At 45.0% G+C, this 23083-nt stretch carries 19 protein-coding genes and 1 pseudogene; 7 read left to right on the top strand and 13 right to left on the bottom strand.

Annotated features, from left to right (window positions below; translation table 11 throughout):
• Window positions 1–107 precede the first annotated feature (107 nt).
• Entirely contained in the window at window positions 108–536 is a 429-nt protein-coding gene (locus MMA19_RS15235; protein WP_038225377.1) for an HIT domain-containing protein, read from the top strand.
• A 169-nt stretch (window positions 537–705) separates the two neighbouring features.
• A pseudogene (locus MMA19_RS15230) lies at window positions 706–1209 on the top strand (YqhA family protein).
• Between the two features lie 50 nt (window positions 1210–1259).
• Here the strand turns inward: MMA19_RS15230 and MMA19_RS15225 are convergent.
• The 3 genes from MMA19_RS15225 to MMA19_RS15215 are packed head-to-tail and all read right to left on the bottom strand — an operon-like array spanning window position 1260 to window position 3984.
• Window positions 1260–1490 carry a FeoC-like transcriptional regulator gene (locus MMA19_RS15225; RefSeq protein WP_240206565.1) on the bottom strand — a complete coding sequence of 77 codons (231 nt, stop codon included), beginning with the start codon at window positions 1488–1490 and terminating at the stop codon, window positions 1260–1262.
• Complete coding sequence (feoB, locus tag MMA19_RS15220) at window positions 1487–3757, bottom strand: Fe(2+) transporter permease subunit FeoB (protein WP_006074278.1); 2271 nt, start codon at window positions 3755–3757, stop codon at window positions 1487–1489. The genes MMA19_RS15225 and feoB overlap by 4 nt, the downstream gene beginning before the upstream one ends.
• The gene (locus MMA19_RS15215; RefSeq protein ID WP_006074277.1) at window positions 3757–3984 is read right to left on the bottom strand and encodes a FeoA family protein; all 228 of its coding nucleotides are present in this window, start codon (window positions 3982–3984) and stop codon (window positions 3757–3759) included. The genes feoB and MMA19_RS15215 overlap by 1 nt, the downstream gene beginning before the upstream one ends.
• A 562-nt stretch (window positions 3985–4546) precedes the next feature.
• Between MMA19_RS15215 and MMA19_RS15210 the strand changes: the two genes are divergently transcribed.
• From MMA19_RS15210 to MMA19_RS15200, 3 genes are read left to right on the top strand one after another with little or no spacing between them, the layout of a single operon-like run.
• A complete protein-coding gene (locus MMA19_RS15210) occupies window positions 4547–5287 on the top strand; it encodes a 5-oxoprolinase subunit PxpA (RefSeq protein WP_240206564.1) in 741 nt (246 codons plus the stop codon).
• Window positions 5284–5982 (top strand): 5-oxoprolinase subunit PxpB, encoded by a 699-nt coding sequence (gene pxpB / locus MMA19_RS15205; RefSeq protein WP_124940712.1) that lies wholly within the window; start codon window positions 5284–5286, stop codon window positions 5980–5982. Before MMA19_RS15210 ends, pxpB begins: the two co-directional genes overlap by 4 nt.
• Window positions 5967–6908 carry a biotin-dependent carboxyltransferase family protein gene (locus MMA19_RS15200; protein WP_240206563.1) on the top strand — a complete coding sequence of 314 codons (942 nt, stop codon included), beginning with the start codon at window positions 5967–5969 and terminating at the stop codon, window positions 6906–6908. Before pxpB ends, MMA19_RS15200 begins: the two co-directional genes overlap by 16 nt.
• On the opposite strand, the gene MMA19_RS15195 is transcribed toward MMA19_RS15200, so the two are convergent.
• Together MMA19_RS15195 and znuA are read right to left on the bottom strand one after the other, a co-directional pair.
• Complete coding sequence (locus MMA19_RS15195) at window positions 6905–10255, bottom strand: AraC family transcriptional regulator (protein ID WP_240206562.1); 3351 nt, start codon at window positions 10253–10255, stop codon at window positions 6905–6907. The two genes, MMA19_RS15200 and MMA19_RS15195, sit on opposite strands and share 4 nt — an antisense overlap.
• Before the next feature lie 300 nt (window positions 10256–10555).
• Window positions 10556–11443 (bottom strand): zinc ABC transporter substrate-binding protein ZnuA, encoded by an 888-nt coding sequence (gene znuA / locus MMA19_RS15190; RefSeq protein ID WP_240206561.1) that lies wholly within the window; start codon window positions 11441–11443, stop codon window positions 10556–10558.
• 81 nt (window positions 11444–11524) lie between these two features.
• Between znuA and znuC the strand changes: the two genes are divergently transcribed.
• Window positions 11525–12307 (top strand): zinc ABC transporter ATP-binding protein ZnuC, encoded by a 783-nt coding sequence (znuC, locus tag MMA19_RS15185; protein ID WP_006074271.1) that lies wholly within the window; start codon window positions 11525–11527, stop codon window positions 12305–12307.
• The gene (gene znuB, locus MMA19_RS15180) at window positions 12304–13089 is read left to right on the top strand and encodes a zinc ABC transporter permease subunit ZnuB (protein WP_107306272.1); all 786 of its coding nucleotides are present in this window, start codon (window positions 12304–12306) and stop codon (window positions 13087–13089) included. Before znuC ends, znuB begins: the two co-directional genes overlap by 4 nt.
• A gap of 78 nt (window positions 13090–13167) precedes the next feature.
• On the opposite strand, the gene sucD is transcribed toward znuB, so the two are convergent.
• The 8 genes from sucD to sdhC all read right to left on the bottom strand — a co-directional run bounded on the left by sucD (window position 13168) and on the right by sdhC (window position 22762).
• Window positions 13168–14040, bottom strand: a complete 873-nt coding sequence (gene sucD, locus MMA19_RS15175) for a succinate--CoA ligase subunit alpha (protein ID WP_006074269.1) — start codon at window positions 14038–14040, stop codon at window positions 13168–13170.
• Window positions 14040–15206: an ADP-forming succinate--CoA ligase subunit beta gene (gene sucC, locus MMA19_RS15170; protein WP_038225388.1), complete on the bottom strand. Its 1167-nt coding sequence runs from the start codon at window positions 15204–15206 to the stop codon at window positions 14040–14042. Before sucC ends, sucD begins: the two co-directional genes overlap by 1 nt.
• Before the next feature lie 182 nt (window positions 15207–15388).
• A complete protein-coding gene (odhB, locus tag MMA19_RS15165; RefSeq protein ID WP_006074267.1) occupies window positions 15389–16594 on the bottom strand; it encodes a 2-oxoglutarate dehydrogenase complex dihydrolipoyllysine-residue succinyltransferase in 1206 nt (401 codons plus the stop codon).
• Window positions 16595–16622: 28 nt separating this feature from the next.
• Window positions 16623–19433 (bottom strand): 2-oxoglutarate dehydrogenase E1 component, encoded by a 2811-nt coding sequence (gene sucA / locus MMA19_RS15160; RefSeq protein ID WP_038225390.1) that lies wholly within the window; start codon window positions 19431–19433, stop codon window positions 16623–16625.
• A gap of 102 nt (window positions 19434–19535) precedes the next feature.
• On the bottom strand, window positions 19536–20246 hold the full coding sequence (locus MMA19_RS15155; RefSeq protein ID WP_240206560.1) for a succinate dehydrogenase iron-sulfur subunit: 711 nt from the start codon (window positions 20244–20246) through the stop codon (window positions 19536–19538).
• Between the two features lie 15 nt (window positions 20247–20261).
• Window positions 20262–22028 carry a succinate dehydrogenase flavoprotein subunit gene (sdhA, locus tag MMA19_RS15150; protein WP_038225391.1) on the bottom strand — a complete coding sequence of 589 codons (1767 nt, stop codon included), beginning with the start codon at window positions 22026–22028 and terminating at the stop codon, window positions 20262–20264.
• Window positions 22029–22376 (bottom strand): succinate dehydrogenase, hydrophobic membrane anchor protein, encoded by a 348-nt coding sequence (gene sdhD, locus MMA19_RS15145; protein WP_006074263.1) that lies wholly within the window; start codon window positions 22374–22376, stop codon window positions 22029–22031.
• Window positions 22370–22762 (bottom strand): succinate dehydrogenase cytochrome b556 subunit, encoded by a 393-nt coding sequence (gene sdhC, locus MMA19_RS15140; RefSeq protein WP_038222929.1) that lies wholly within the window; start codon window positions 22760–22762, stop codon window positions 22370–22372. The genes sdhD and sdhC overlap by 7 nt, the downstream gene beginning before the upstream one ends.
• Between the last annotated feature and the right edge of the window lie 321 nt (window positions 22763–23083).

Genomic DNA, 23083 nt, shown 5'->3' with positions numbered 1-23083 from the left:
CCACTCCGTAAATGGTAATGAATACACAAAGGTTGACGTGAAAGCGTCAACCTTTTGTTTTATCTGACGTATACTAAGTCCCTCATTATGACAACGGAATTAACACCATGAGCTTTGAACTGCACCCTCAACTCGCCAAAGACACTACTGTCATCGGTCACTTTCCACTTTGCGTTGCCCTCCTGAGCAAGGACAGTGCAGTTCCTTGGGTAATCTTGGTTCCGAAGCGTGAAAACTTAAAAGAACTTCATCACTTACCAATGAAGGAACAGCAGCAATTTTTGCTAGAGTCTCAAGCCGTCGCTCAAGCACTCGAAGCGACTTTTCGACCTGACAAGCTCAACCTTGGCGCATTAGGAAACATGGTGCCGCAACTGCATATCCATCATATTGCTCGATTCAAAGACGACATCGCGTGGCCAGGTCCTGTATGGGGCAATACCAAAGGCGAGCAACGCAGCGATGAAGAACAAGCGGACATCATGACACGCATCGGTAATGTCCTTTCCTTAAGCAGCTTGTTTACACGCGGTTAATGTCGCCCTTTTAACAGCGAGTGACCATTGGCCTACCTACCCAAGATCTCCGCTCGAATAAAGATCTTGGGTACTATTACGTATTCGTAATAATCTTTAAAAAAATCCTATTATTATCACGAATCCAATTTCTCTATAAACTTGCCCCATTGAAATATAGGAGCAAGTCATGACCAAAAGATTATTAGTTCAATTCCGTTATGTCAGCTGGATTGCCATCATTGGCTCTATGGCTGGCTCTGTCTTATTGTTCCTAATTGGTGCCACAAAGACTTACAATGCGTTTGGTGTGTTCTTATTGAACGCCGAGCCACCTTCCGAGTGACTGCACCTAGACCGCGCAGATATAGCCATCAGCTACCTTATTAAATCTTTGGATACCTTCTTAGTCGCTTTAGTGCTGTTTATTTTTTCACATGGGGTGTACACCTTATTTATCAAGAATAAAACCTCCGAAGAGACAGATTCAACTCTGAGCTGGATTAAAACACCAAACATCGGTCACTTAAAAAACAAACTGGCCGAGGTCATTATCATCATCCTCTTCGTCAAGTTTCTTGAACTGGTGTTGATCAACTTCAACCAACTTCAGTGGGAAATGCTGGTCTTGCCAAGTGCGATTGTTTTGCTAAGTGGCGGCCTCAAGTTATTAGGTCTCAATCAACATAAATAAAAAAAGCCGCCCTAATTGGGCGGCTATTTATGTAATGACTCAATCACGTTTTACATAGTAACGATAATCGATAAACCATCGTTACGATTCATGGCATAACGCACACGCGTCACTTGATCGGATTTATTGGTATCAAGCATGCGTGATACTGTGCCCTTACGAATCCATACGGACAACATCGCGTCAACACCATCTTCACTGAGCGAGAACTTCTTAGCAATCTCCTGGCGACTCGCGCCAGGATGCATTTCAATGAATGATTTTAACTCTGTAAGAATCATGCAGTTTGCGCCTCTAGTGCACTCTGTTTTCGGCCTTCGCTTTGCAGTAGCTTGAACACCAGTACACACACTAACAGAATGGCAGCGATCCAAGCAGCACTGGTCATAGGATGAGCCGTGAAATGAGTAACCTGGTAGTACAGCGTTGCACTTCCGTAGGCTAGACCCATTGTCCACACCGCAATAAAGCGTGCGTATTTTTGACCGAACTCTTTAACGTAAGCACCCATTGCTGCAACACATGGTGTGTAAAGCAAGATAAAGATCAAGTAAGCAAACGCTGCATTGCCAGTGACAAAGTAGCCTTTTAGGTTACCAAAAATTGATGTATCTACGGCCTGCTCTTCAGCTACGGCAGAGGAATCAGTAAGGTCACCAACATCGACACCCAGAGGATCTGAGTAGCTAAGACCAGCTAGATTCGCCGGAATAGATTCAACCGCTTCTTGTAGGCTGCCCATCAAATCATATTCACTTTCTTCACCTTCACTCGAAGTGTAAAGGCTATTGAGTGTACCAACGACCGCTTCCTTCGCAAAAATACCGGTGATAATACCCACCGTTGCTGGCCAGTTATCTTGCTGTACACCCATAGGTGCAAAGACTGGAGTAACCACTTGAGCTGCTTTCGACAGTACTGAGTTTTCGCTATCTTCATTACCGAATGAGCCGTCTGTACCAACAGAATTTAGGAAGCTCAAGATAGTCACAACTACTACGATAGTTTTACCTGCACCCAATACAAAGCGCTTCAGTTTCTGCCATGTTTTGATCATGACGTTTTGGAAGGTTGGCAGCTCATAGTCTGGCATTTCCATAACTAAGCTATCACTCGAGCCTGGGTAGATGGTGTGCTTAAGTACTAAACCTGTAAACACTGCCGCGACAATACCAAGGATGTACAAAGCGAATACCACATTTTGACCGCTTTCCGGGAAGAAAGCCGCTGCAAACAAGGCATACACAGGAAGGCGGGCACCACACGACATAAATGGTGCCATGGATGCGGCGAGTTTGCGCTCACGCTCTTGATCTAGGGTACGTGTTGCCATAATGGAAGGCACGTTACAGCCAAAACCTAAAACCAGTGGGACGAATGCTTTGCCCGGTAGACCGATTTTTTGCATGACTTTATCTAGCACGAACGCGGCACGAGACATGTAACCAGAGCTCTCAAGAACGGCCAAGAAAAGGTACAGAGCTGCAATCACTGGGATAAAGGTAGCTACCGTTTGAATACCACCCCCGACACCGTCAGCAATAAGCGTTACAAGCCAAACAGGTAAGTGTCCATCCAGTAGATAGTGTCCACCATCAACCAGCAACGCACCGACACCAATGTCAAAGAAGTCGATAAATGCGCTACCAATGTTAATGGAGAACATAAACATTAGGTACATCACCACAAAGAAGAATGGCACACCCACCCATTTGTTCAGAATGAGTGCGTCTACTTTTTCAGTGAAGCTGCGGCTTAGCTTACCTTCACTACGGCGAAGTTTCTTACATTGTTCATGCAGGAATGTGTATTTGGTATCAGCAACCTGTAGATCGATATCAAGTTGAGTTTGCTTGCCAGCCAGTTCAATGTCGTCACGCTGCTCTGATGTCAATGAGTTCAACACCATCACATCTTTTTCTAATGCACGAATCGCTAGTGCTCGCGAATTAACCGTTTCTCCAGCAAAAACAGGTTCCACTTTCGCAATAGCCTGCTCCATCTCTGCACCATAATTAATGGCAAGCGCGTCAAGAGTAAGACCTTGAACAACGGTTTTGTGTAGACGTTCTTTTAGGTTTCTGACTTGGTCTTTATCCGTCGCAGATAATGTCATCACCGGACAGCCAAGCGCTTTCTCAAGCCCGGCAATATCTAATTTTACTCGTTCACGCTTCAACGCATCCATCTTGTTAAGTACAACTACCATAGGGCGACCCAGCTCACGTAGCTGGAGCGTCATATACAAGCTGCGCTCTAAACTGGTAGCATCAACAACGTTAATGATAAGATCAGCAGGATGAGTCAGGACAGCGCGAGAAGCTATCGATTCATCAATACTGTTACCATCATTGCCACTATCTAACGCGTAGATCCCCGGCAAGTCTGTAAGTTGAAAGTCATCACCCGCGTGATGATATTGACCAGTTTTCTTTTCTACCGTGACACCAGCCCAGTTACCAACTTGTTGCTTAGCACCTGTAAGTCCATTGAATAAGGTCGTTTTACCGCTGTTTGGGTTACCGACTGTCAGAATGGTGTAGTTCATTACACTGACTCCACTTCTATCGCTTGCGCTATGTTATTGCGAACAGCCAAAGAGACGCCACGAACCTCAATTTGCAGAGGGTCACCCATTGGAGCTCGACGAATAACTTTAACTTCGGTATTAGGTAATAATCCCATTACCATCAGTTTTTTACGGACATCATTCGATAGTCCTGTCAGTGCAGTGATTTTTCCACTGCTTCCGATATTCAAATCAGCAAGTTTCATTAAATCCACCCAAACTATGATTGGTAATGAGAAATATTAACATTAACAATAATTTTATATTTAAAAACTAAGGTTTCGCATTGCGCTAAATCAATTTTAGCGCCAACGCAACTGCAATATTTGTCAAAATGTTTCCGTCAATTACGTCAATTTCTGAAAATAAACCCAACTTTCATGACGAGAAGATGACTAGCAAAAAAGATAAATAAAAATAAAATCACTAAATATCAACACCTTACACTAAATACAAAACAATGGCGTAATACTCATAATAAGTTGCCGTTTTTTTTATAAGGAAAATAAGTGGAACTGCTTATAGTAAATCCCAACAGAGCAAACCTGCTCCTGTTAATCGAAATTCCAGAGGTGATGTGGGTAACCGCATCACTCCGGCAGCAAGCGAAGGTGTCATTGGCACCCGCGGTATGGTCCCCCGGCTATGCCGCGAATTTTTTTTCTTACTCGTCTCTCAAACTTCCTTCTCACGTCTACTTTTCTGATTTGTAAACAATTAACCTATTCCCCATACTCAGTAATAGATGGTCAAATGGAATTGGACACTATGTTTAAACTTAACGGAGATGTTGGTGAAAGTTTCGGCCCTTGGCAAATGGGACAAGATGCCTCCTTAATCCCACTGCTAGATATGGCTAACATTGCCTGTGGCTTTCATGCCTCTGATCCTGACAACATGATTAAGACTATCGAACTCTGTGTCACACATCAGGTTACAATTGGTGCCCATCCTGGGTATGCCGATAAAGAGGGATTTGGGCGGCGCTCGATACCAATGACACGAAATGCCCTCATTCACTCCGTGATTTATCAGATTGGCGCTCTTAAAGCACTGACAGAATATCAAGGCAGTCATGTAAGTTATTTTAAGCCACACGGCGCGTTATATAACGATATGATGCAGTCCGATGATATTTTGAAATGTATGTTGACGGTGTCAGCCTCTTTGAATTTACCTCTTATGCTACTGGCAACAAATCGTGCCATGACCCACTCCGAAATGGCGAGTCAATGTGGAGCATCATTAATATTCGAAGCGTTTGTTGATAGACGCTACCAAACCTCTGGTTTATTGGCGCCGCGAAATCTAGAAGGCGCCGTGCTTCACTCTGAAACCGATATTCTTGGGCAAGCCTCATCCTTAGTCTCACAACATTCTGTACGAACCATTGACAATAAGACGTTGAAGTTAGATGCAGAGACACTCTGTGTGCATGGAGATAATGGGGCGTCAATTCGAGTCGCCAAAGCAATCCGCTCACTTATTGACGCTCAGGTCTTATCATGAATACCAACTTACGCATCATTGCGGTATCTGAGTCAGCACTTATGGTGTACTTTGGCGATGAAATTGAACTCTCTTTACCAAATGCTATTGGTCAGTTCTGTGACCGGATAGAGCAACAGTTTGGGGAAGGTATACTCAACCTCACCCCTTCCTACACCAGCTTATTGGTGGAATATCATCCTTTGAGAGTGGATGAGCAGCAGCTTCGACAGTTCATCACAGACATTAAGGTAATCGAAACCAGTCTGTCCACACCGTCATCAATTACGGTTTTACCAGCCTACTACGCCCCAGAGGTAGGCCCAGAATTAGACAGCATGTCACGTGACTTATCTCTTGCAATTGAGCGTATTATTGAAATACACAGCCAGACACTTTATACCGTTTGCGCTATCGGCTTCGCTCCAGGGTTTGCTTTTCTAGCTCAGGTGTCAGAAGCCATCCAAGTTCCCAGACTGGTCACACCGCGACACTTTGTTCCAAAAGGAAGTATCGGTATCGCTAATAATCAAACGGCGGTTTATCCTCAAGATACGCCTGGCGGATGGCAAATCATCGGTAATTGTCCTATTGAACTTTATAACCCTCAGCAGCCACAAGACAGCAAGTTGAAGGTGGGAAATAACGTTCGATTCGAAGCAATAGACAAGCAAGAGTTCATAAGTCTTGGAGGCAAGATATGCCCAAATTGGTAGTGCTCAATCAAGGACATCATGCAACTATTCAAGATCTTGGACGCCACCATTGCGCGCAATTTGGGTTAAGTCCGGGTGGAGTCAGTGATCTACACGCCCATTGCTGGGGCCAAAAACTGTTAGGTAACCCGTCTACCAACGCCAGCATCGAAATACTGCTTGGGCGGATAAAGCTGCGTGCAGTCGGCGATATCGACGCTGTTCTTACCGGAGCTGATTGTCGCGCAATTAACGCTACTCGCGGTATTGCCTTGCCTCAGTGGCAAGCCTTTCGCTTGCATGATGGCGAAGAACTACACCTATCCACGCCCAGACAAGGACTAAGAACGTATTTCTCGGTCAAAGGAAATTTCCAAATTCCTTCTTTTCTGCATAGCGTCGCAACGGTTGAAAGAAACCAAATAGGAGGACTAGGAGAAGGAAAACCACTCGCGATGGGAGATATATTGACCATTACGGATAAAGCTCATACCAACCCCATCAAGATGCCAAATTCGGCAATTCCACGTTATGCGTCCAGTTATCGACTCAGGCTCATCCCCACTTTTCAATACCATCAATTATCATCGCAGGTGACCAATGAAATACTGACATCGCAATATCGAATTTCAGCCAATAGCAATCGCATGGGTATCAGACTCGAAAACGAAAACGGATCAACCAGTACGGCTTTACCTGTTGTTGGTTCGATGATCTCAGAAGGTATTGTTTGCGGAGCTGTTCAACTCCCGCCAGACGGGATGCCAATTATACTACTGCAAGATAGACAAACGTTAGGTGGCTACAAAAAACTTGGCACCGTCGCTTTCAGAGACTTGGCGAGGCTTGCACAGTTAAGACCTGGCGACCACATTGAGTTCCACCTGACTAACCTTGAAGTCGAACGTCATAAGCAACGAGCCTTTTATCAGTACTTTGAACTCTAATCGCTCGTTTCTTCTATATCCATGGCAGCAAACTTCGAGGGCGGCAAACCGAAATAGAGTTTGAAGCGTTGCGAGAAATATGACGGATCGTTGAAACCACAAGCAAACGCCACGTCAGCCACTTTTTCTCCTTGTAACAACATCTCACACGCTTTTTCCATTCTCACATCCGTTAGATAGTCGGTAAATGTCGCACCAAAAAGTGATTTAAAACGACGCTGAAAACTGCGCTCGGAGATAAACAAAGATTTAGACGCCGTAGCGGTACTAAAATCAGGGTCATTGAAGTGTACTGACACCAACTGAGTCACTTGGCGTTTCCAACTTTCATACTTGTCGGTTTTTACTTCAACCGATGAGGTTTCCGTCTCTGGATTCAGTAAAGAGCGAGCCTTCTCCTCTGCCGGTCCCGTAGTTGACTGCTCACCTGACAGAGTCCAGCGCATGGTAATTCGATTTCGACCGTTTCGCTCTACAGGTTTCAACTCGCCACCAGAGTGATGTATATGGAAAGGAAGACTACTTGGACTGAAATCCAACTGATTAACGGCCATCGTATCCAATTGAGTTGCATTACTTTCGCTAAAGTTAGGGAGTGGTAAACCACTATCTTCAAAGCAAACGCTCAGCTTCGCTTGGTCATCATCTAGAGTAATACGTATGACTTGCCCACGAACCAAACGTCTCATTGCGTTAGCAAGTATCGAATTAAATATGATGTCTAAGTCACAACTATCTACTAACACAATATCGCGACTGGCGTGATTAACCAGCTCAACATTGATGCCATAGCTGTCTAACTCTTTCTGCCACGCCGCCAGCGTGAACTTTAGGATCCGCGTCACCGAGCATAACATTGGCTTTTGATTGCTATCCTCAAACACAGCACGCACACTTTTTAGACTTTCACTCGCTTCACTGCTTTTGTGAGAGAAACTGGAATTTTCTAGCTTAAACTGTTTAGAGTGACTGATCGCCTGCTCAGTGAGTTCTCGAAGCACTTGGTGACGTATATTAAATGCCTTTCTAAGTTGTTGATTATTCCCCACCAGAACTCGACTTTGATGTTGCAATTGTTCCGTCTTCAACGCGACTTGTGTTTTTAGCACGGTATTCATTGCTTGTATTCGACGTGAACGCCAGTAGATAAACATCGCCGTTGCACAAACAAAACTCATACCAAGAAGGGTATAAAACCACCCAGTCATATACCAAGGTGTAAGTACATAGAACTCGAACAATTTGGTCCTCGGACTATCTTGCTCGCCTGATATTGCAATTTCGATATGCTGCTTGCCTGGCTTTGGCTTATCAATATTTAACTGCTGTCCCTGCAATTGTTGCCAATTAGAATCACCGATTCGATAGACCAAGTTACTCCCTTGCGCAAAAGGCCATAAACCTAACTGCAAAGCAATTGAATCACCAAACTCCACTTTAGGTGTTAATCCTGCTACACCACCAAGGTGAATGGGTTGGTTATTGATCGATACCTTCGACACTAGTACTTCCGGCAAAGGCAGCTGTGCATCAAGTAGTGCTTTCGAACTGAACTCGACAATGCCGTAGCGTGAACCTACTATCACTTCATCACTTTTTTGACTGTAACTACAACTGCCATTGATAAACTCATTATTGATTAGCCCATAAGGCGCACTAAAATGTTTCGTGATATCTCCTGAGGTCGAATAGGCAGAAATCCCCGCTGATGTCACGAGCCAAACACGTTCATCCGCTTGCGTAATACATACTGGACGAATGTTGTCGTGAAATAGAGGAAGGGTCCTAAAGGCTCGACTAGGTAGTGATAACGAAAAGGCTCCATAGCCACTCGCCACCCAAATCTGCTCATCAGAGGAGGATATTTCGATAACGCTGCCAAAGGGTTCACTCTGCTTAATAAAGTGACTTTTGCCATTTTCAATCAGATACAGTCCGTGGTCCGTCCCAACAACGGTGAGTTCTGGATTAACAACTTCGATTTCAGTGATCTTTGCAGGTAAGTGCTTGCTCACCACCCACTCATCACCAAAGTCTGTGACTTTTTTAGTCACTGTGTTTACGCTCATCAACCTTAGTCCATCACTCAACCACAAGCTATTACCTGATCCTATCGCCAAGTGATCAACGTGTGTTGGGATGCTATCAATATCTTGTCGAATAGCCGTGACACGATATTTGGCGAGATCGAGTTGCAACAGTCCTCTATCAGTCGCTAACCATAATTGTTTGTCTTGTTGGGTCAGAGATGAAACACGTCCCCAAAATACCAGTGTTGAAATTCCCTTACGATCTATAGAATAGAGCGCAGATGGCGTAATAACCCAGTAGCCTCCCAATGGGTTTGCTACGACTTCCAATTTCGCCTCTACGCGCTGTAGCTCATCCTCTAGCGACACCGTAAAACGACGAAATAGATCACCATATTCCGAGAAATAGCGCATTCCATTATCGGTGGCGATCCACATCCCATCCATTTTGTCTGATACTAGCGAATATATCTTTTCACCAGATAAGCTGAACTTGTCATTAATGTTGTGTTCTACACGTTCGGCGCGATAGGTTGCTTTATCAATTAGGAACAAACCATGCTCCGTTCCAACCCAGAAGTATTGAGTAGATTCTTGGAGTGTCAGTACATGGGCGCGATTCAGTAAATAGTAGTGTGACTCTTGGTTTACCAAGGAAAACTGCTCCACGCCTGTACTATACCCTATCAAAAGCTGGCGTGTTGAGGACGAATAGAATAATTCGGTAACCATGCCTCTATGGCTAGTCTTGAGTTGACTCAAGGCTTGGTCTTGCCACTTAAACACACCTACATTTGTCCCTAAAAACCAAGTCCCATCAACTTTCAAAACGGCACGTATATCAATATTTGAACCGCTGTAGAACCGTTCAAAGATAGCTAGGTCGATTTGAGAAAAGTTCTGTGAATTTATATCCTGAACGTAAAGGTGTTTTTGATCGGCAAACCAAACTCGTGGTCCACTATGACCAATACGTTTTATGCTACCAGTGATTTCTACTTGATAGGCAACTTGCTCTTTACCTAGCGGGTAACGAGTCAATAGCTGATTACCTCTGGCATACCAAAACCGGCCATCTGCAAATGTAACGGTACGACTATTGAAAGACGCACCACTGAGCTCAACAAAACGAGAACCATCGAAAAATCGAACTTTATCATGCACATCAATAGACCATAACCCGCCCTCTTCTCCAGGGAAAAGCTGTTTCGCAGCAAGAAACTTTCCTTCCGTTTGCAGAGTGAGTGGGTAGAATATTGGCGGTAATTCGACGGCAAACGTAGTGATGGAATAAACCGCCAGCGCAGCTAAGCTCAATAGTTTTGCTATAAAGCAAAACAAGTAAGATGAAAAACCCCTGCTTCCACCGCTTTTATAAGGTAGCGGTAAGACATTCGTAGACGAGTAATGAAAGCAATGGGTCAAAATAAACCTAGTTAATTTGCGTCGATAATTATCGATAATTTAATAGATTTACTTAGTCAGGGAAAGTAATTGTGTGACTTAACTCATATAAATGATTGTTGGATCACGCTAAAGGTGATGGTCGTCATCAGGAAAATTCAGAAAACGACCAACACCTCAAGTATCAAGTAGGATTAATCTGGCACAGATCAATTATTGAGTCATGCAATCAACGATATTGGTCGAGATTGACTCAAGAAAAGTGAAATAGCTCCCATCTGCTACTTTAATATCGGTCCCCAGTGGGTCTAGAGTTCCGATGGAAGTACTGGTGCCCCTAGTAACTGATTGAATCACGGCAGGTGTATATTGTGGTTCAGCAAAAACGCACTTCACATTTTGCTCGCGAAGCGTGGTTTTAATCGAGATCAGTGTTTTTGCTCCAGGCTTGCGTTCTGGGCTCACCGTAAAGTGACCTAGATTGTTCAAGTCGAAGTAACTTTCGAAATAGCCATAAGCATCGTGGAAAACATAATACCCTTCCGACTGAATTGGTTTGAGCTGCTGCTGTATCTTCTGTTCCGTTGCATCTAAGTTAGCCTCAAATGCTTTGAGCTTTGCCAAATAACCCGCTTCGTTTTTAGGATCGAGCTCTATCAATTTCGCAGTAATGGCTTTTGCGACCTGTCGCGACTGTGCAGGCCCTAACCATACGTGAGGGTCGTAGCTACCGTGGTTGTGTCCTTCATGACCGTGATCATGATCATCTTCATCGCCATATTCTCTCAACGCTAAGCCAGGAACAGTTTGAATTTCCAGCACGTTATTTTTCCCCTCAAGAGACTTCTCAAGAAAACTCTCTAGGTCGCTACCAAACCAAATAACCAGTTCACTACTTTGTAGTTTTTTCACATCAGAGGGCTTTAGGGCATAATCATGAGGTGAGGCGCTTGCGCTTAACAACGAAGAAGCCGTTTGGTCATCCAGAATCAGTTCATGGGAAATCATCTCGAACGGTTTTATACTATTAAGTACTTCAAATGCTTGCGATTTAAATGGAAGCAGTGTAGTAAGTGCCAAGATCGGAATGTAACGGTACATGTGCCCTCTAATTGTCTACTAGCGTGTGATGATTCGAAATGTTACATTATAACAATAAGCAATTGCAAATGAGTTCTATTCATGACTGAACTGATAAAGCTGAGCGGTGTAACCGTTGAGTTCAGTAAACGTAAGGTTTTGGACGACATAAACCTCACGATAAATAAAGGCCAAATTTTAACGCTTATTGGCCCAAACGGTGCCGGCAAGTCCACACTAGTCAAAGTGTTACTTGGCTTGCAAACTCGCTTTCAAGGAAACATAACCCGTGCCAAAAAGCTTAGAATTGGTTACGTCCCTCAGAAACTTAAATTAAATGACACCCTTCCACTTAACGTGGAACGCTTTCTTGCACTTGCCGGAAAATACAGCGCGCAAGAAAGACAAGATGCACTCAAACTTGTTGGTGCAGAGCACTTAATGAAAAGCAATATGCATCAATTGTCCGGCGGTGAGAATCAACGTGTCTTACTAGCTCGCGCTCTATTACAAAGACCTGACCTGCTCGTTTTAGATGAGCCGGCGCAAGGCGTCGATGTTCAAGGTCAGATTGATCTGTATGAACTCATAGATACATTGCGTCACCGTTTTGGCTGCGCGGTTTTTATGGTCTCTCATGACTTGCATCTCGTTATGGCAAAGTCCGACGACGTTATCTGTTTGCATCACCATATTTGCTGCCAAGGCAGCCCGCAAACCATTACGCAGCACCCATCGTATATCGCTCTGTTTGGTAGTGCGACTAAAGAGACACTGGCTTTTTATCAACATCAGCACACCCACCATCATCATGATTTATCCGGTGAGCCTGTAAAGGGTAACGCTTCACAATGTGCTCACCACAACCACGGACATACATCATGATTGAGTTCTTACTACCTTCTATTGTCGCAGGTATAGGTATTGCTTTAATTGCTGGGCCTCTTGGTTCATTTGTAGTATGGCGTCGCATGGCCTATTTTGGCGATACACTGGCCCATGCTTCACTTATGGGGCTCGCATTGGGTTTCCTACTGGATATCAATCTCTATTTAGCTCTGACGGTCTGTTGCATGGCATTAGCTATCATCTTAGTAACCTTGCAAAAACAACGACTGGTCGCCACTGACACACTGCTCGGTATTCTCGCGCACAGTGCATTATCGTTAGGTTTGGTTGCCGTCAGCTTCTTGGATAACATTCGAGTAGACTTAATGAGTTATTTGTTTGGTGATTTGCTCGCAGTATCACCAACTGATTTAATGTATATCTATGCTGGTGTGGCGGTCATAGGCGCCTTGCTGTTTGTCTTTTGGCGACCACTGCTCTCTACCACAGTCAACGAGGATCTGGCCGCAGTAGAAGGTGTCAATGTCGACCTAATGCGTCTTATCATTATGTTGATGGTGGGTTTAGTTATCGCAATAGGTATGAAGTTCGTTGGCGCGTTAATCATGACGTCACTATTGATCATACCCGCTGCGACAGCGAGAAAATTTACCGTAACACCAGAGCAGATGGCAATCACCGCCTCATTTATTGGCATCATCTCAGTATTTTGTGGTCTGAGTTTATCTTGGTTTTATGACACGCCGGCAGGCCCATCGGTGGTCATCAGTGCCGCGAGTTTTTTCTTGTTGGCGCAGTTGGTTCCATCGAGAGCCTAATCTGTAGATTACAATATAAGCTCTTGCACAAAAAAGCCCCTGCCTTTTTCAAGGCAGGGGCTTTTTTTATACGTCGAATTACCAACCAGTAATTTCACGCAGACCTTTACCGATATCGGCTAGGCTCTTAACCGTTTTAACGCCTGCAGCTTCTAATGCTGCAAACTTGTCTTCAGCGGTACCTTTACCACCAGAGATAATCGCACCAGCATGGCCCATACGTTTACCTGGAGGAGCTGTAACACCTGCAATGTAAGACACTACTGGCTTCGTGACGTTATCTTTAATAAACGCCGCCGCTTCTTCTTCTGCCGTACCACCAATTTCACCGATCATTACGATCGCTTCAGTCTCTGGATCTTGTTCAAACAGCTTAAGAATGTCGATAAAGTTAGAACCAGGGATTGGGTCACCGCCGATACCGACACAAGTAGACTGGCCAAAGCCTTCATCAGTCGTCTGTTTTACCGCTTCATACGTCAGTGTTCCTGAACGAGAAACGATACCTACTTTGCCTTTCTTGTGGATGTGACCAGGCATGATACCAATTTTGCACTCATCAGGAGTGATAACACCTGGGCAGTTTGGACCAATCATTACCACGCCAGCTTCATCGAGACGTACTTTTACATCAAGAAGGTCAAGTGTCGGAATGCCTTCTGTAATAGTCACGATAAGCTTAATACCCGCATCGATAGCTTCAAGGATCGCGTCTTTACAGAATGGTGCAGGAACGTAGATCACAGATGCTGTTGCACCCGTTTCTTCAACAGCTTCACGCACAGTGTTAAATACAGGTAGACCTAAGTGAGTTTGACCACCTTTACCAGGAGATACGCCGCCAACCATCTGTGTGCCGTATTCAATCGCTTGCTCTGAGTGGAACGTACCTTGACCACCAGTGAAACCTTGGCAGATAACTTTTGTATCTTTATTAATTAGTACAGACATTATTTGCCCTCCGCTGCAGCAACTACTTTTTCCGCTGCTTCTGTTAGCGAGTTTGCAGCAATGATATTAAGACCACTTTCTGCCAGTTTCTTCGAACCTAGAGGCGCATTGTTACCTTCAAGTCGAACAACAACAGGGACTTCAACACCTACTTCTTCAACCGCACCGATGATACCGTCTGCAATTAGATCACAACGAACAATACCGCCGAAGATATTTACCAATACAGCTTTTACATTGCTGTCAGACAGGATGATTTTGAATGCTTCTGTAACACGCTCTTTTGTCGCGCCGCCACCAACATCTAGGAAGTTTGCAGGTTGACCGCCATGAAGGTTTACGATGTCCATAGTACCCATCGCTAGGCCTGCACCGTTAACCATACAACCAATGCTTCCATCAAGAGCAACGTAGTTTAGCTCCCACTGTGCGGCATGTGCTTCGCGCTCGTCTTCTTGTGAAGGATCGTGCATTTCACGAAGCTTAGGTTGGCGGTAAAGCGCGTTTGAATCGATATTGATCTTACCGTCTAGGCACAGTAGGTTGCCTTCGCCAGTAATAACAAGAGGGTTAATTTCCAGCAGAGCAAGATCGTACTGTGCAAACATGTTGCCAAGACCCATAAAGATCTTCACAAATTGTTTGATTTGGTCGCCTTCAAGGCCCAGCTTAAATGCAAGCTCGCGGCCTTGGTAAGCTTGAGGGCCAACCAATGGATCAATCGCTGCTTTATGAATCAGCTCAGGTGTCTCTTCTGCTACCTTCTCAATTTCCACACCACCTTCTGTTGATGCCATGAAAACGATACGACGAGAAGCGCGATCAACGACTGCACCAAGGTACAGCTCGTTAGCAATATTTGATGCTTCTTCTACTAGGATTTTTGTAACTGGCTGACCATTGGCGTCTGTTTGGTAAGTCACTAGGTTTTTGCCTAGCCACTTTTGAGCAAACTCTTTAACACCGTCTTTGGTATCGTGAAGTTCAACGCCGCCCGCTTTACCGCGGCCACCAGCGTGAACCTGACATTTGACTACTTTCTTTTCAGTACTGATACGACCAGCGGCTTCGAACGCTTCTTGTGGGGTGTCACATGCGTAGCCTTCTGGTACAGGCAATCCGAATTCTGCAAACAGCTGTTTGGCTTGATATTCATGCAAATTCATTGTGCGATTCCATTTGTTATATCCCTGAGGGATTTTTTATTTCCATAAAACCGGTATCGGTTATACGTCTGTAGGAGTACTCGTTAGAGTCGCCTTAAGGGCTTACTAAGGAGCTAGACGTGAGCAAGTCTAGCTCCTTTCATTTTAGACGTCCATACGTCCAAAATAAAAACAACGCTTAATTACACATCAAGTAGCAAGCGTGCTGGATCTTCCAGTAGTTCCTTGATGGTTACTAAGAAGCCTACGGATTCACGACCATCGATTAAACGGTGATCATAAGACAGAGCTAGGTACATCATCGGCAAAATTTCTACTTTGCCGTCCACCGCCATTGGGCGATCTTGGATTTTGTGCATACCCAAAATAGCAGCCTGAGGAGGGTTGATGATTGGCGTAGACATAAGAGAACCAAAGACACCGCCGTTTGTGATAGTAAAGTTACCACCTGTCAACTCTTCAACAGTTAGCTTACCGTCACGACCTTTAATCGCTAGCTCTTTGATACCTTTCTCGATGTCAGCAAAACCTAAAGTGTCGCAATCTTTAAGTACCGGCGTAACCAAGCCACGAGGAGTGGAGACGGCCATGCTGATGTCGAAGTAGTTGTGATACACAATATCATCGCCATCAATCGACGCGTTTACTTCAGGGTAACGCTTCAATGCTTCCGTTACTGCTTTCACATAGAAAGACATGAAACCTAAACGTGTACCATGACGCTCTTCGAATTGGTCTTTGTACTGCTTACGAAGGTCCATGATAGGTTTCATGTTCACTTCGTTAAATGTTGTCAACATCGCCGTACTGTTCTTCGCTTCCAGCAAACGCTCAGCAACACGCTTACGTAGGCGCGTCATCGGAACACGCTTCTGGCTACGAGCAAGCACAGGAGCCACAGCTACTTCAGCTTCCGCTTTAGGTGCTGCTTTGGCCGCCGCTAGGTGCGCTTCAATATCTTCACGTGTGATACGACCACCAACACCAGTGCCTGTCACATCATTTGCCGTCAAATCATTCTCGGCCAATAAGCGGCGAACCGCTGGGCTCAATGCATCATTAGACTCTTCTGTTAGTGAGGCTTTATGGCGCTTATCTGGAGAAGCTTCTGTAGAGTCAGTCGTGTCGCTAGTTGGTTCACCCGCGACAGCACCTGGCTTAAGCTTAGCGATTAGTTGTTTAGAAAGTACCGTTGCACCTTCTTCTTCAATAATTTCCTCTAGAACACCCGCATCTGGAGCCGGTACTTCTAGAACTACTTTATCGGTTTCGATATCAACGATAACTTCATCACGCGCTACCGCTTCGCCTGGTTTTTTATGCCAAGTTGCGACTGTCGCGTCTGCAACTGATTCAGGTAAATCTGGAACCAGAATTTCAATTGTCATATCTGTGTCTTCCTTTTACTTCTAGTTCTTAATCTAGAGTCAACGCGTCTGAAATTAACGCTTTCTGTTGTTTTAAGTGTACTGACATATAACCTACTGCCGGAGACGCTGATGCTGGTCGGCCAGCATAGCTCAGTTCTGCTCCTACAGGGATTGCCGCACGGAAGTTATGTTGGCTCGAATACCAAGCGCCTTGGTTTTGAGGCTCTTCTTGACACCACACAAAATCTTTCGCATTGGTATAAGCAGCAATCTTCGCTCTAACGTCATCCATTGGGAATGGATACAACTGCTCAATACGAACGATAGCAACGTCATCTTGGTCGTTGTTACGACGCTGCTCAAGTAAGTCAAAGTAAACTTTACCTGAACAGAAAACGACACGTTTCACGTTCTCTGGAGCAATATCGTCAATTTCCCCGATCGCAGGTTCAAACGTACCTTGTGCAAGCTCTTCAATAGTTGAAGTACACAGTGGATGTCTTAGTAGCGATTTTGGCGACATAACGATAAGCGGTCTACGCATCGGGCGAACCACTTGACGACGAATCATGTGATACACCTGGGCTGGCGTAGATGGGATTACCACTTGCATGTTTTGTTCAGCACAAAGCTGTAAGTAGCGCTCCAGTCTTGCCGAAGAGTGTTCTGGGCCTTGGCCTTCATAACCGTGTGGCAATAGCATAGTCAGGCCACACAAACGCCCCCACTTTTGTTCACCAGAAGATATGAACTGATCGATGACAACTTGTGCACCGTTAGCGAAATCACCAAACTGCGCCTCCCAAATAGTTAGGCCGCTTGGTTCCGCAGTAGCATAACCGTATTCAAATGCCAGTACCGCTTCTTCAGACAGTACGGAGTCAAAGACTTGGAAAGGTCCCTGTTTGTCGTGCAGGTTAGCCAGAGGAATATAGGTACTTGCATCATCTTGATTATGCAGAACCGAATGTCTGTGGAAGAAGGTTCCTCGACCTGAATCTTGACCAGAAATACGAATACGTTTTCCATCATCCAGAAGAGTGGCGTACGCCAGTGTTTCAGCCATACCCCAATCGATCATTTTCTCACCGCTCATCATAGCAGCGCGATCGTTGTAGAGCTTATTGACTCGGCTTTGCAGTTTATGGCTATCTGGATACTGTCCAAGACGTTGGCCAAGCTCAACAAGACGCTCTGTCTTCACTTCACTTGCCCATTTTTCGTCCCACTCTCGGTCCATATATGGAGACCAGTCTACTGAATGCAGAGCCATTGGACGCCATTCTTTACATACCACTTCGCCTCTATCCAATGCATCACGATATTCATTGATCATTTGAGTCGCAGTTTCAATATCACTCTCTTCACGCTCGATTAGCACATCGGCATACAACTTACGTGGAGTTGGGTGTTTCTTGATTTTTTGGTACATCAATGGCTGAGTAGCATTTGGTTCATCTGCTTCGTTATGGCCGTGGCGACGATAGCAAACTAAGTCAATGACCACATCTTTAGCAAATTCATTTCTGAAGTCCAATGCGATTTGAGTAACAAATGCAACGGCTTCAGGATCATCAGCATTAACATGGAATATCGGTGCCTGTACCATCTTAGAGATGTCAGTACAGTACATCGTAGAACGCATGTCATGTGGGTTTGAAGTAGTAAAGCCGACTTGGTTATTCACAACAATGCGAACCGTACCACCAACTCGGAAGCCTCGTGCTTGAGACATGTTGAACGTTTCAGCAACTACACCTTGACCTGCGATTGCAGAGTCACCGTGGATGGTAATCGGCAGTACCGAACGACCATCTTTGTCGCCTAAGCGATCTTGACGAGCACGCACAGAACCAATAACTACTGGGTTAACGATCTCAAGGTGAGATGGGTTAAATGCTAGAGCTAAATGCACATCTCCACCAGGCGTTGCAAAGTCAGCAGAGAAACCTTGGTGGTACTTAACATCACCAGTACCCCATGTTTCGTCATGCTTACCCGCAAACTCATCAAACAAATCTTGTGGTTTCTTACCCAAGACGTTGACCAGCATGTTCAAACGACCACGGTGCGCCATACCAATCACAACTTCACGCATCCCCTTGCTACCAGCATGGCGGATAAGTTCTTTAGTCATTGGAATAAGGGCGTCGCCACCTTCTAGAGAGAAACGCTTTGCACCTGGGAATTTGGCACCTAAATAGCGCTCAAGCCCTTCCGCAGCAGTCAGTTCTTCAAGGAAAGTGTGTTTATGTTCAATATCAAAGGAGGGTTGACCGACTACTGATTCTAAACGCTGCTGGATCCAACGTTTTTGTGCGGTGTTGGTCATGTGCATGTATTCTGCACCAACGGAGCCACAATAGGTTTTTTGCAGCGCCTTATGAAGATCACGTAATGTCATGCTTTCTTGCCCAATAGCAAAAGAGCCAACATTAAATGTCTCATCTAAATCGTCTTCAGTAAGAGAGTGGAAAGCAGGTTCCAGCTCTTCAACAATCGGACGTTTCCATAAACCCAGCGGATCTAGGTTAGCAGCTTGGTGACCGCGGAAGCGGTAAGCGTTGATTAGCTGCAGTACTTTTACTTGTTTAGCATCGACCTCGGGGTCACTTACTTGAACACTTGAATGCTTTGTTTCTTGAGCGAGTCGTCGGAAGTAATCACGGACACGTGAATGCGGTTGTTCAACCACATCGTCAGGTTGCACAGGCAACCCTTCAAAAACACGTCTCCACTCCTCACTTACCTGATCGGGATCACTTAGATACAGTTCGTAGAGGTCTTCTACGTACGTTGCATTGGCGCCTGCCAAGTGTGAAGACTCGAGCCATGCCTTCATCACACCATTGTGCATATTTTCCCTTAACCAGTAGTAGTTTTCACGTATGCTTCGGTCTACGCCGAGCTATTAGAAGCCGGCTCTTCCAAAAGGTCGAGCCGGCAATTTTATTATTTGTTACACCGAACGATTCACAAGCATTGACTTGATGTGGCCAATTGCTTTTGTCGGGTTTAGTCCTTTAGGACATACACTGACACAGTTCATGATGCCATGACAACGGAAAACGCTAAATGCATCGTCAAGATTTGATAAGCGTTCATCTGTTGCTGTATCGCGGCTGTCAATCAACCAACGGTACGCGGCAAGTAGACCTGCTGGTCCGATGAATTTATCTGGATTCCACCAGAATGACGGGCAAGATGTCGTACAACATGCACACATAATGCACTCATACAATCCATCCAAATGCGCTCGCTCTTCTGGCATTTGCAGATTTTCACGCGAAGGTGGCAAATTACCATCCGAAATAAGAAACGGCTTAACTTTCGCGTAGTTATCATAAAACTGAGTCATGTCGACAATCAAGTCACGCACTACAGGTAATCCAGGAAGTGGTCGAATTACGATCTCGTTCCCTTCCAGAGCTGACAGTGGCGTGATACAAGCCAGGCCATTTTTGCCATTCATGTTTAGGCCATCAGAGCCACAAACACCTTCACGACAAGAACGACGGAATGATAACGTTGGGTCTTCCTCTTTCAGAAGAATCAGAGCATCTAACACCATCATGTCAGAGCCTTCATCGACTTCAAGCGTGTATGCCTTCATGTAAGGCTTATTGTCTACATCCGGATTGTAACGGTATAGAGAGAAATTAAGTTTCATAGTCTGGTCCTCCCTCTAGTACGTACGTGCTTTCGGTGGGAAAGCTTCACGATGAACTGGTGTCATGTTGACATCACGTTTCGTCATCTGTTCAGTTTCCGGGTTGTAGATAGAGTGACATAGCCATTGCTCGTCATCACGGTCTGGATAGTCAAAACGAGCGTGTGCTCCGCGGCTTTCTGTACGATAGTTTGCCGCAACCGCTGTAGAGAATGCCGTTTCCATCAAGTTATCAAGCTCTAAACACTCAACGCGTTGGGTATTAAATTCTGAAGACTTATCAGCAAGGTGTGCGTTTTGTAGGCGCTCACGAATCACTTTTAGCTCTTCTAGACCTGTTGCCATTGCATCACCTTCACGGAATACCGAGAAGCTGTTTTGCATACAAGTTTGTAGATCTTTACGAATTTGAACAGGATCTTCACCTGAAGTGCTGTTTTCCCAGCGCATAGTACGTGCCAGTGACTCTTCAATGTCTGATTCCGTCGCTGGACGAGCTTCTGTTTGCGCGGCCAGAGTTTCACCAAGATGAAGACCAGTAGCACGACCAAATACCACGAGGTCAAGCAATGAGTTACCACCTAGACGGTTAGCGCCATGAACCGATACAGAAGCAATTTCACCACAAGCAAATAGGCCTTGTACTTCAAGGTCGTTTCCAGAAGCATCTTGTTTAATAGCTTGACCAGAAACTTGCGTTGGTACACCACCCATCATGTAGTGACACGTTGGAATAACAGGGATTGGCTCTTTAACTGGATCAACGTGTGCAAACGTTCGAGAAAGTTCACAAATACCAGGAAGACGCGACTCAAGTACGTCTTTGCCTAGGTGATCCAATTTCAGTTTAATATGTGGACCCCATGGACCATCGCAGCCGCGACCTTCACGAATTTCAATCATCATTGAACGAGCAACTACATCACGACCTGCAAGGTCTTTTGCATTTGGTGCATAACGTTCCATGAAGCGTTCGCCATCTTTATTAAGAAGATAACCACCTTCACCACGACAACCTTCTGTTACTAGTACGCCAGCCCCAGCGATACCAGTTGGGTGGAACTGCCACATTTCCATGTCTTGCATAGGAACGCCTGCACGTAACGCCATACCGACACCATCACCAGTGTTGATGTGAGCATTGGTAGTAGAAGCGTAGATTCGACCTGCACCGCCTGTCGCTAGAATGGTTGCTTTAGACTTGAAGTAACAAATCTCACCGGTTTCCATGCATAACGCAGTACAACCAAGAATCGCACCGTCTTGGTTTTTCACTAGGTCAAGTGCATACCACTCTGAGAAAATTGTGGTCTTGTGCTTAATGTTTTGCTGATAAAGCGTATGAAGCAAAGCATGACCAGTACGGTCAGCTGCAGCTGCTGTACGTGCTGCCTGCTCGCCACCAAACTCTTTAGACTGACCACCAAATGGACGTTGGTAGATCGAGCCATCTTCAAAACGAGAAAACGGTAGACCCATTTTTTCTAGTTCGATAACAGACTTAGGACCATTCTTACACATATACTCGATAGCGTTTTGGTCACCAATGTAGTCAGAACCTTTAACAGTGTCATACATATGCCACTGCCAGTTGTCTTTATGAGAGTTCCCTAGCGCTACTGTGATACCACCCTGAGCGGATACTGTATGTGAACGAGTAGGAAATACTTTGGATAGCAATGCACATGATAGGCCTTGCTCTGAAATTTGTAGTGCAGCACGCATGCCCGCACCACCAGCGCCGATTACTACGGCATCAAACTCACGAACTGGAATAGACACTTACGCACCCCACAGAATAAAGAAACCAGAGAAGAAGTAACCAAGAAGCACTGCGATAAAAGTCAGTTGCAGCGCACCACGAAGCTTGGCACATTTGATGTAGTCTGTAAGAACTTGCCATAGACCAATCCACGCATGAATAAGCACTGAAGCTAGCGCCAACATAGTGAAGACTTTAGTGAAAGTACCACCAAAGAAATTGGTCCACGATACGTAGGAAATGTCTCCTGCAAACGCGCAGAAGCTCACGAGATAAATCGTATAAAGCGTCATAATGATAGCGGTAGCACGAATCAATAAGAAATCGTGCACGCCATTACGACCAAATGTTGAGACGTTGTTTACCATACCAATACTCCAGCCAGCAATGACAGAACACCTGTCACGATGAAGGCAACCTTAGCGCTTTTGGTGCCCGACTCGAGCTCCTCAAAATAGCCTAGGTCCATAATCAAATGACGCACACCACCAACAATGTGGTACGCCAATGCCGTCAAAATTCCCCAAAGGATAAATTTCACGAAGAAACCATCGACGATGTCAGCAGCTTCTGCGAAACCAATCGGAGAAGAGAGTGATTTGGATAGTAACCAAAGAAGTATACCGATCGACACAAACGTAATCACACCCGACACACGGTGCAGGATGGAAGCGATTGCTGTGATCGGAAAGCGAATTGTCTGCAAATCTAAATTAACAGGTCTGGACTTTCTTTCTTTCACGGGCTTGCTCACTCAGCTCCATTGAGCCATTTATTGTTATGAATAAATTTTGGTCCGTAAGCCTCAAAAGTTAACATAAAGTTAACAATAAATTCGTGTTACAAGAGAGATAATTGTAACAATAATGTTAACAGACTAAGATCCAAATCGACCTCACCTCGGTTTGTACCCTAGAATTTATAAGGATTTGACCAACAATTTCACCGCAACTATACGGTTGGCAACATTCTAATACAATTGGTGTAACAAAATATGCTACACAGAACAGATTTTTAACCATTTTTCTATAAAAAATCATAACAAGTGCACACATCACCGTTTAAAAATTGACTT

The sequence above is a fragment of the Vibrio sp. CyArs1 genome, from assembly GCF_022432925.1.
Classification (GTDB): domain Bacteria; phylum Pseudomonadota; class Gammaproteobacteria; order Enterobacterales; family Vibrionaceae; genus Vibrio; species Vibrio mediterranei.
This window is presented reverse-complemented; position numbering and strand designations above follow the sequence as displayed.

What these genes read in the sequence shown, in the direction of transcription:
- MMA19_RS15235 (WP_038225377.1), top strand. Translation starts at nt 108, where the DNA reads ATGAGCTTTGAACTGCACCCTCAACTCGCCAAAGACACTACTGTCATC.
- MMA19_RS15225 (WP_240206565.1), bottom strand. Translation starts at nt 1,490, where the DNA reads ATGATTCTTACAGAGTTAAAATCATTCATTGAAATGCATCCTGGCGCG.
- feoB (WP_006074278.1), bottom strand. Translation starts at nt 3,757, where the DNA reads ATGAACTACACCATTCTGACAGTCGGTAACCCAAACAGCGGTAAAACG.
- MMA19_RS15215 (WP_006074277.1), bottom strand. Translation starts at nt 3,984, where the DNA reads ATGAAACTTGCTGATTTGAATATCGGAAGCAGTGGAAAAATCACTGCA.
- MMA19_RS15210 (WP_240206564.1), top strand. Translation starts at nt 4,547, where the DNA reads ATGTTTAAACTTAACGGAGATGTTGGTGAAAGTTTCGGCCCTTGGCAA.
- pxpB (WP_124940712.1), top strand. Translation starts at nt 5,284, where the DNA reads ATGAATACCAACTTACGCATCATTGCGGTATCTGAGTCAGCACTTATG.
- MMA19_RS15200 (WP_240206563.1), top strand. Translation starts at nt 5,967, where the DNA reads ATGCCCAAATTGGTAGTGCTCAATCAAGGACATCATGCAACTATTCAA.
- znuA (WP_240206561.1), bottom strand. Translation starts at nt 11,443, where the DNA reads ATGTACCGTTACATTCCGATCTTGGCACTTACTACACTGCTTCCATTT.
- znuC (WP_006074271.1), top strand. Translation starts at nt 11,525, where the DNA reads ATGACTGAACTGATAAAGCTGAGCGGTGTAACCGTTGAGTTCAGTAAA.
- znuB (WP_107306272.1), top strand. Translation starts at nt 12,304, where the DNA reads ATGATTGAGTTCTTACTACCTTCTATTGTCGCAGGTATAGGTATTGCT.
- sucD (WP_006074269.1), bottom strand. Translation starts at nt 14,040, where the DNA reads ATGTCTGTACTAATTAATAAAGATACAAAAGTTATCTGCCAAGGTTTC.
- sucC (WP_038225388.1), bottom strand. Translation starts at nt 15,206, where the DNA reads ATGAATTTGCATGAATATCAAGCCAAACAGCTGTTTGCAGAATTCGGA.
- odhB (WP_006074267.1), bottom strand. Translation starts at nt 16,594, where the DNA reads ATGACAATTGAAATTCTGGTTCCAGATTTACCTGAATCAGTTGCAGAC.
- sucA (WP_038225390.1), bottom strand. Translation starts at nt 19,433, where the DNA reads ATGCACAATGGTGTGATGAAGGCATGGCTCGAGTCTTCACACTTGGCA.
- MMA19_RS15155 (WP_240206560.1), bottom strand. Translation starts at nt 20,246, where the DNA reads ATGAAACTTAATTTCTCTCTATACCGTTACAATCCGGATGTAGACAAT.
- sdhD (WP_006074263.1), bottom strand. Translation starts at nt 22,376, where the DNA reads ATGGTAAACAACGTCTCAACATTTGGTCGTAATGGCGTGCACGATTTC.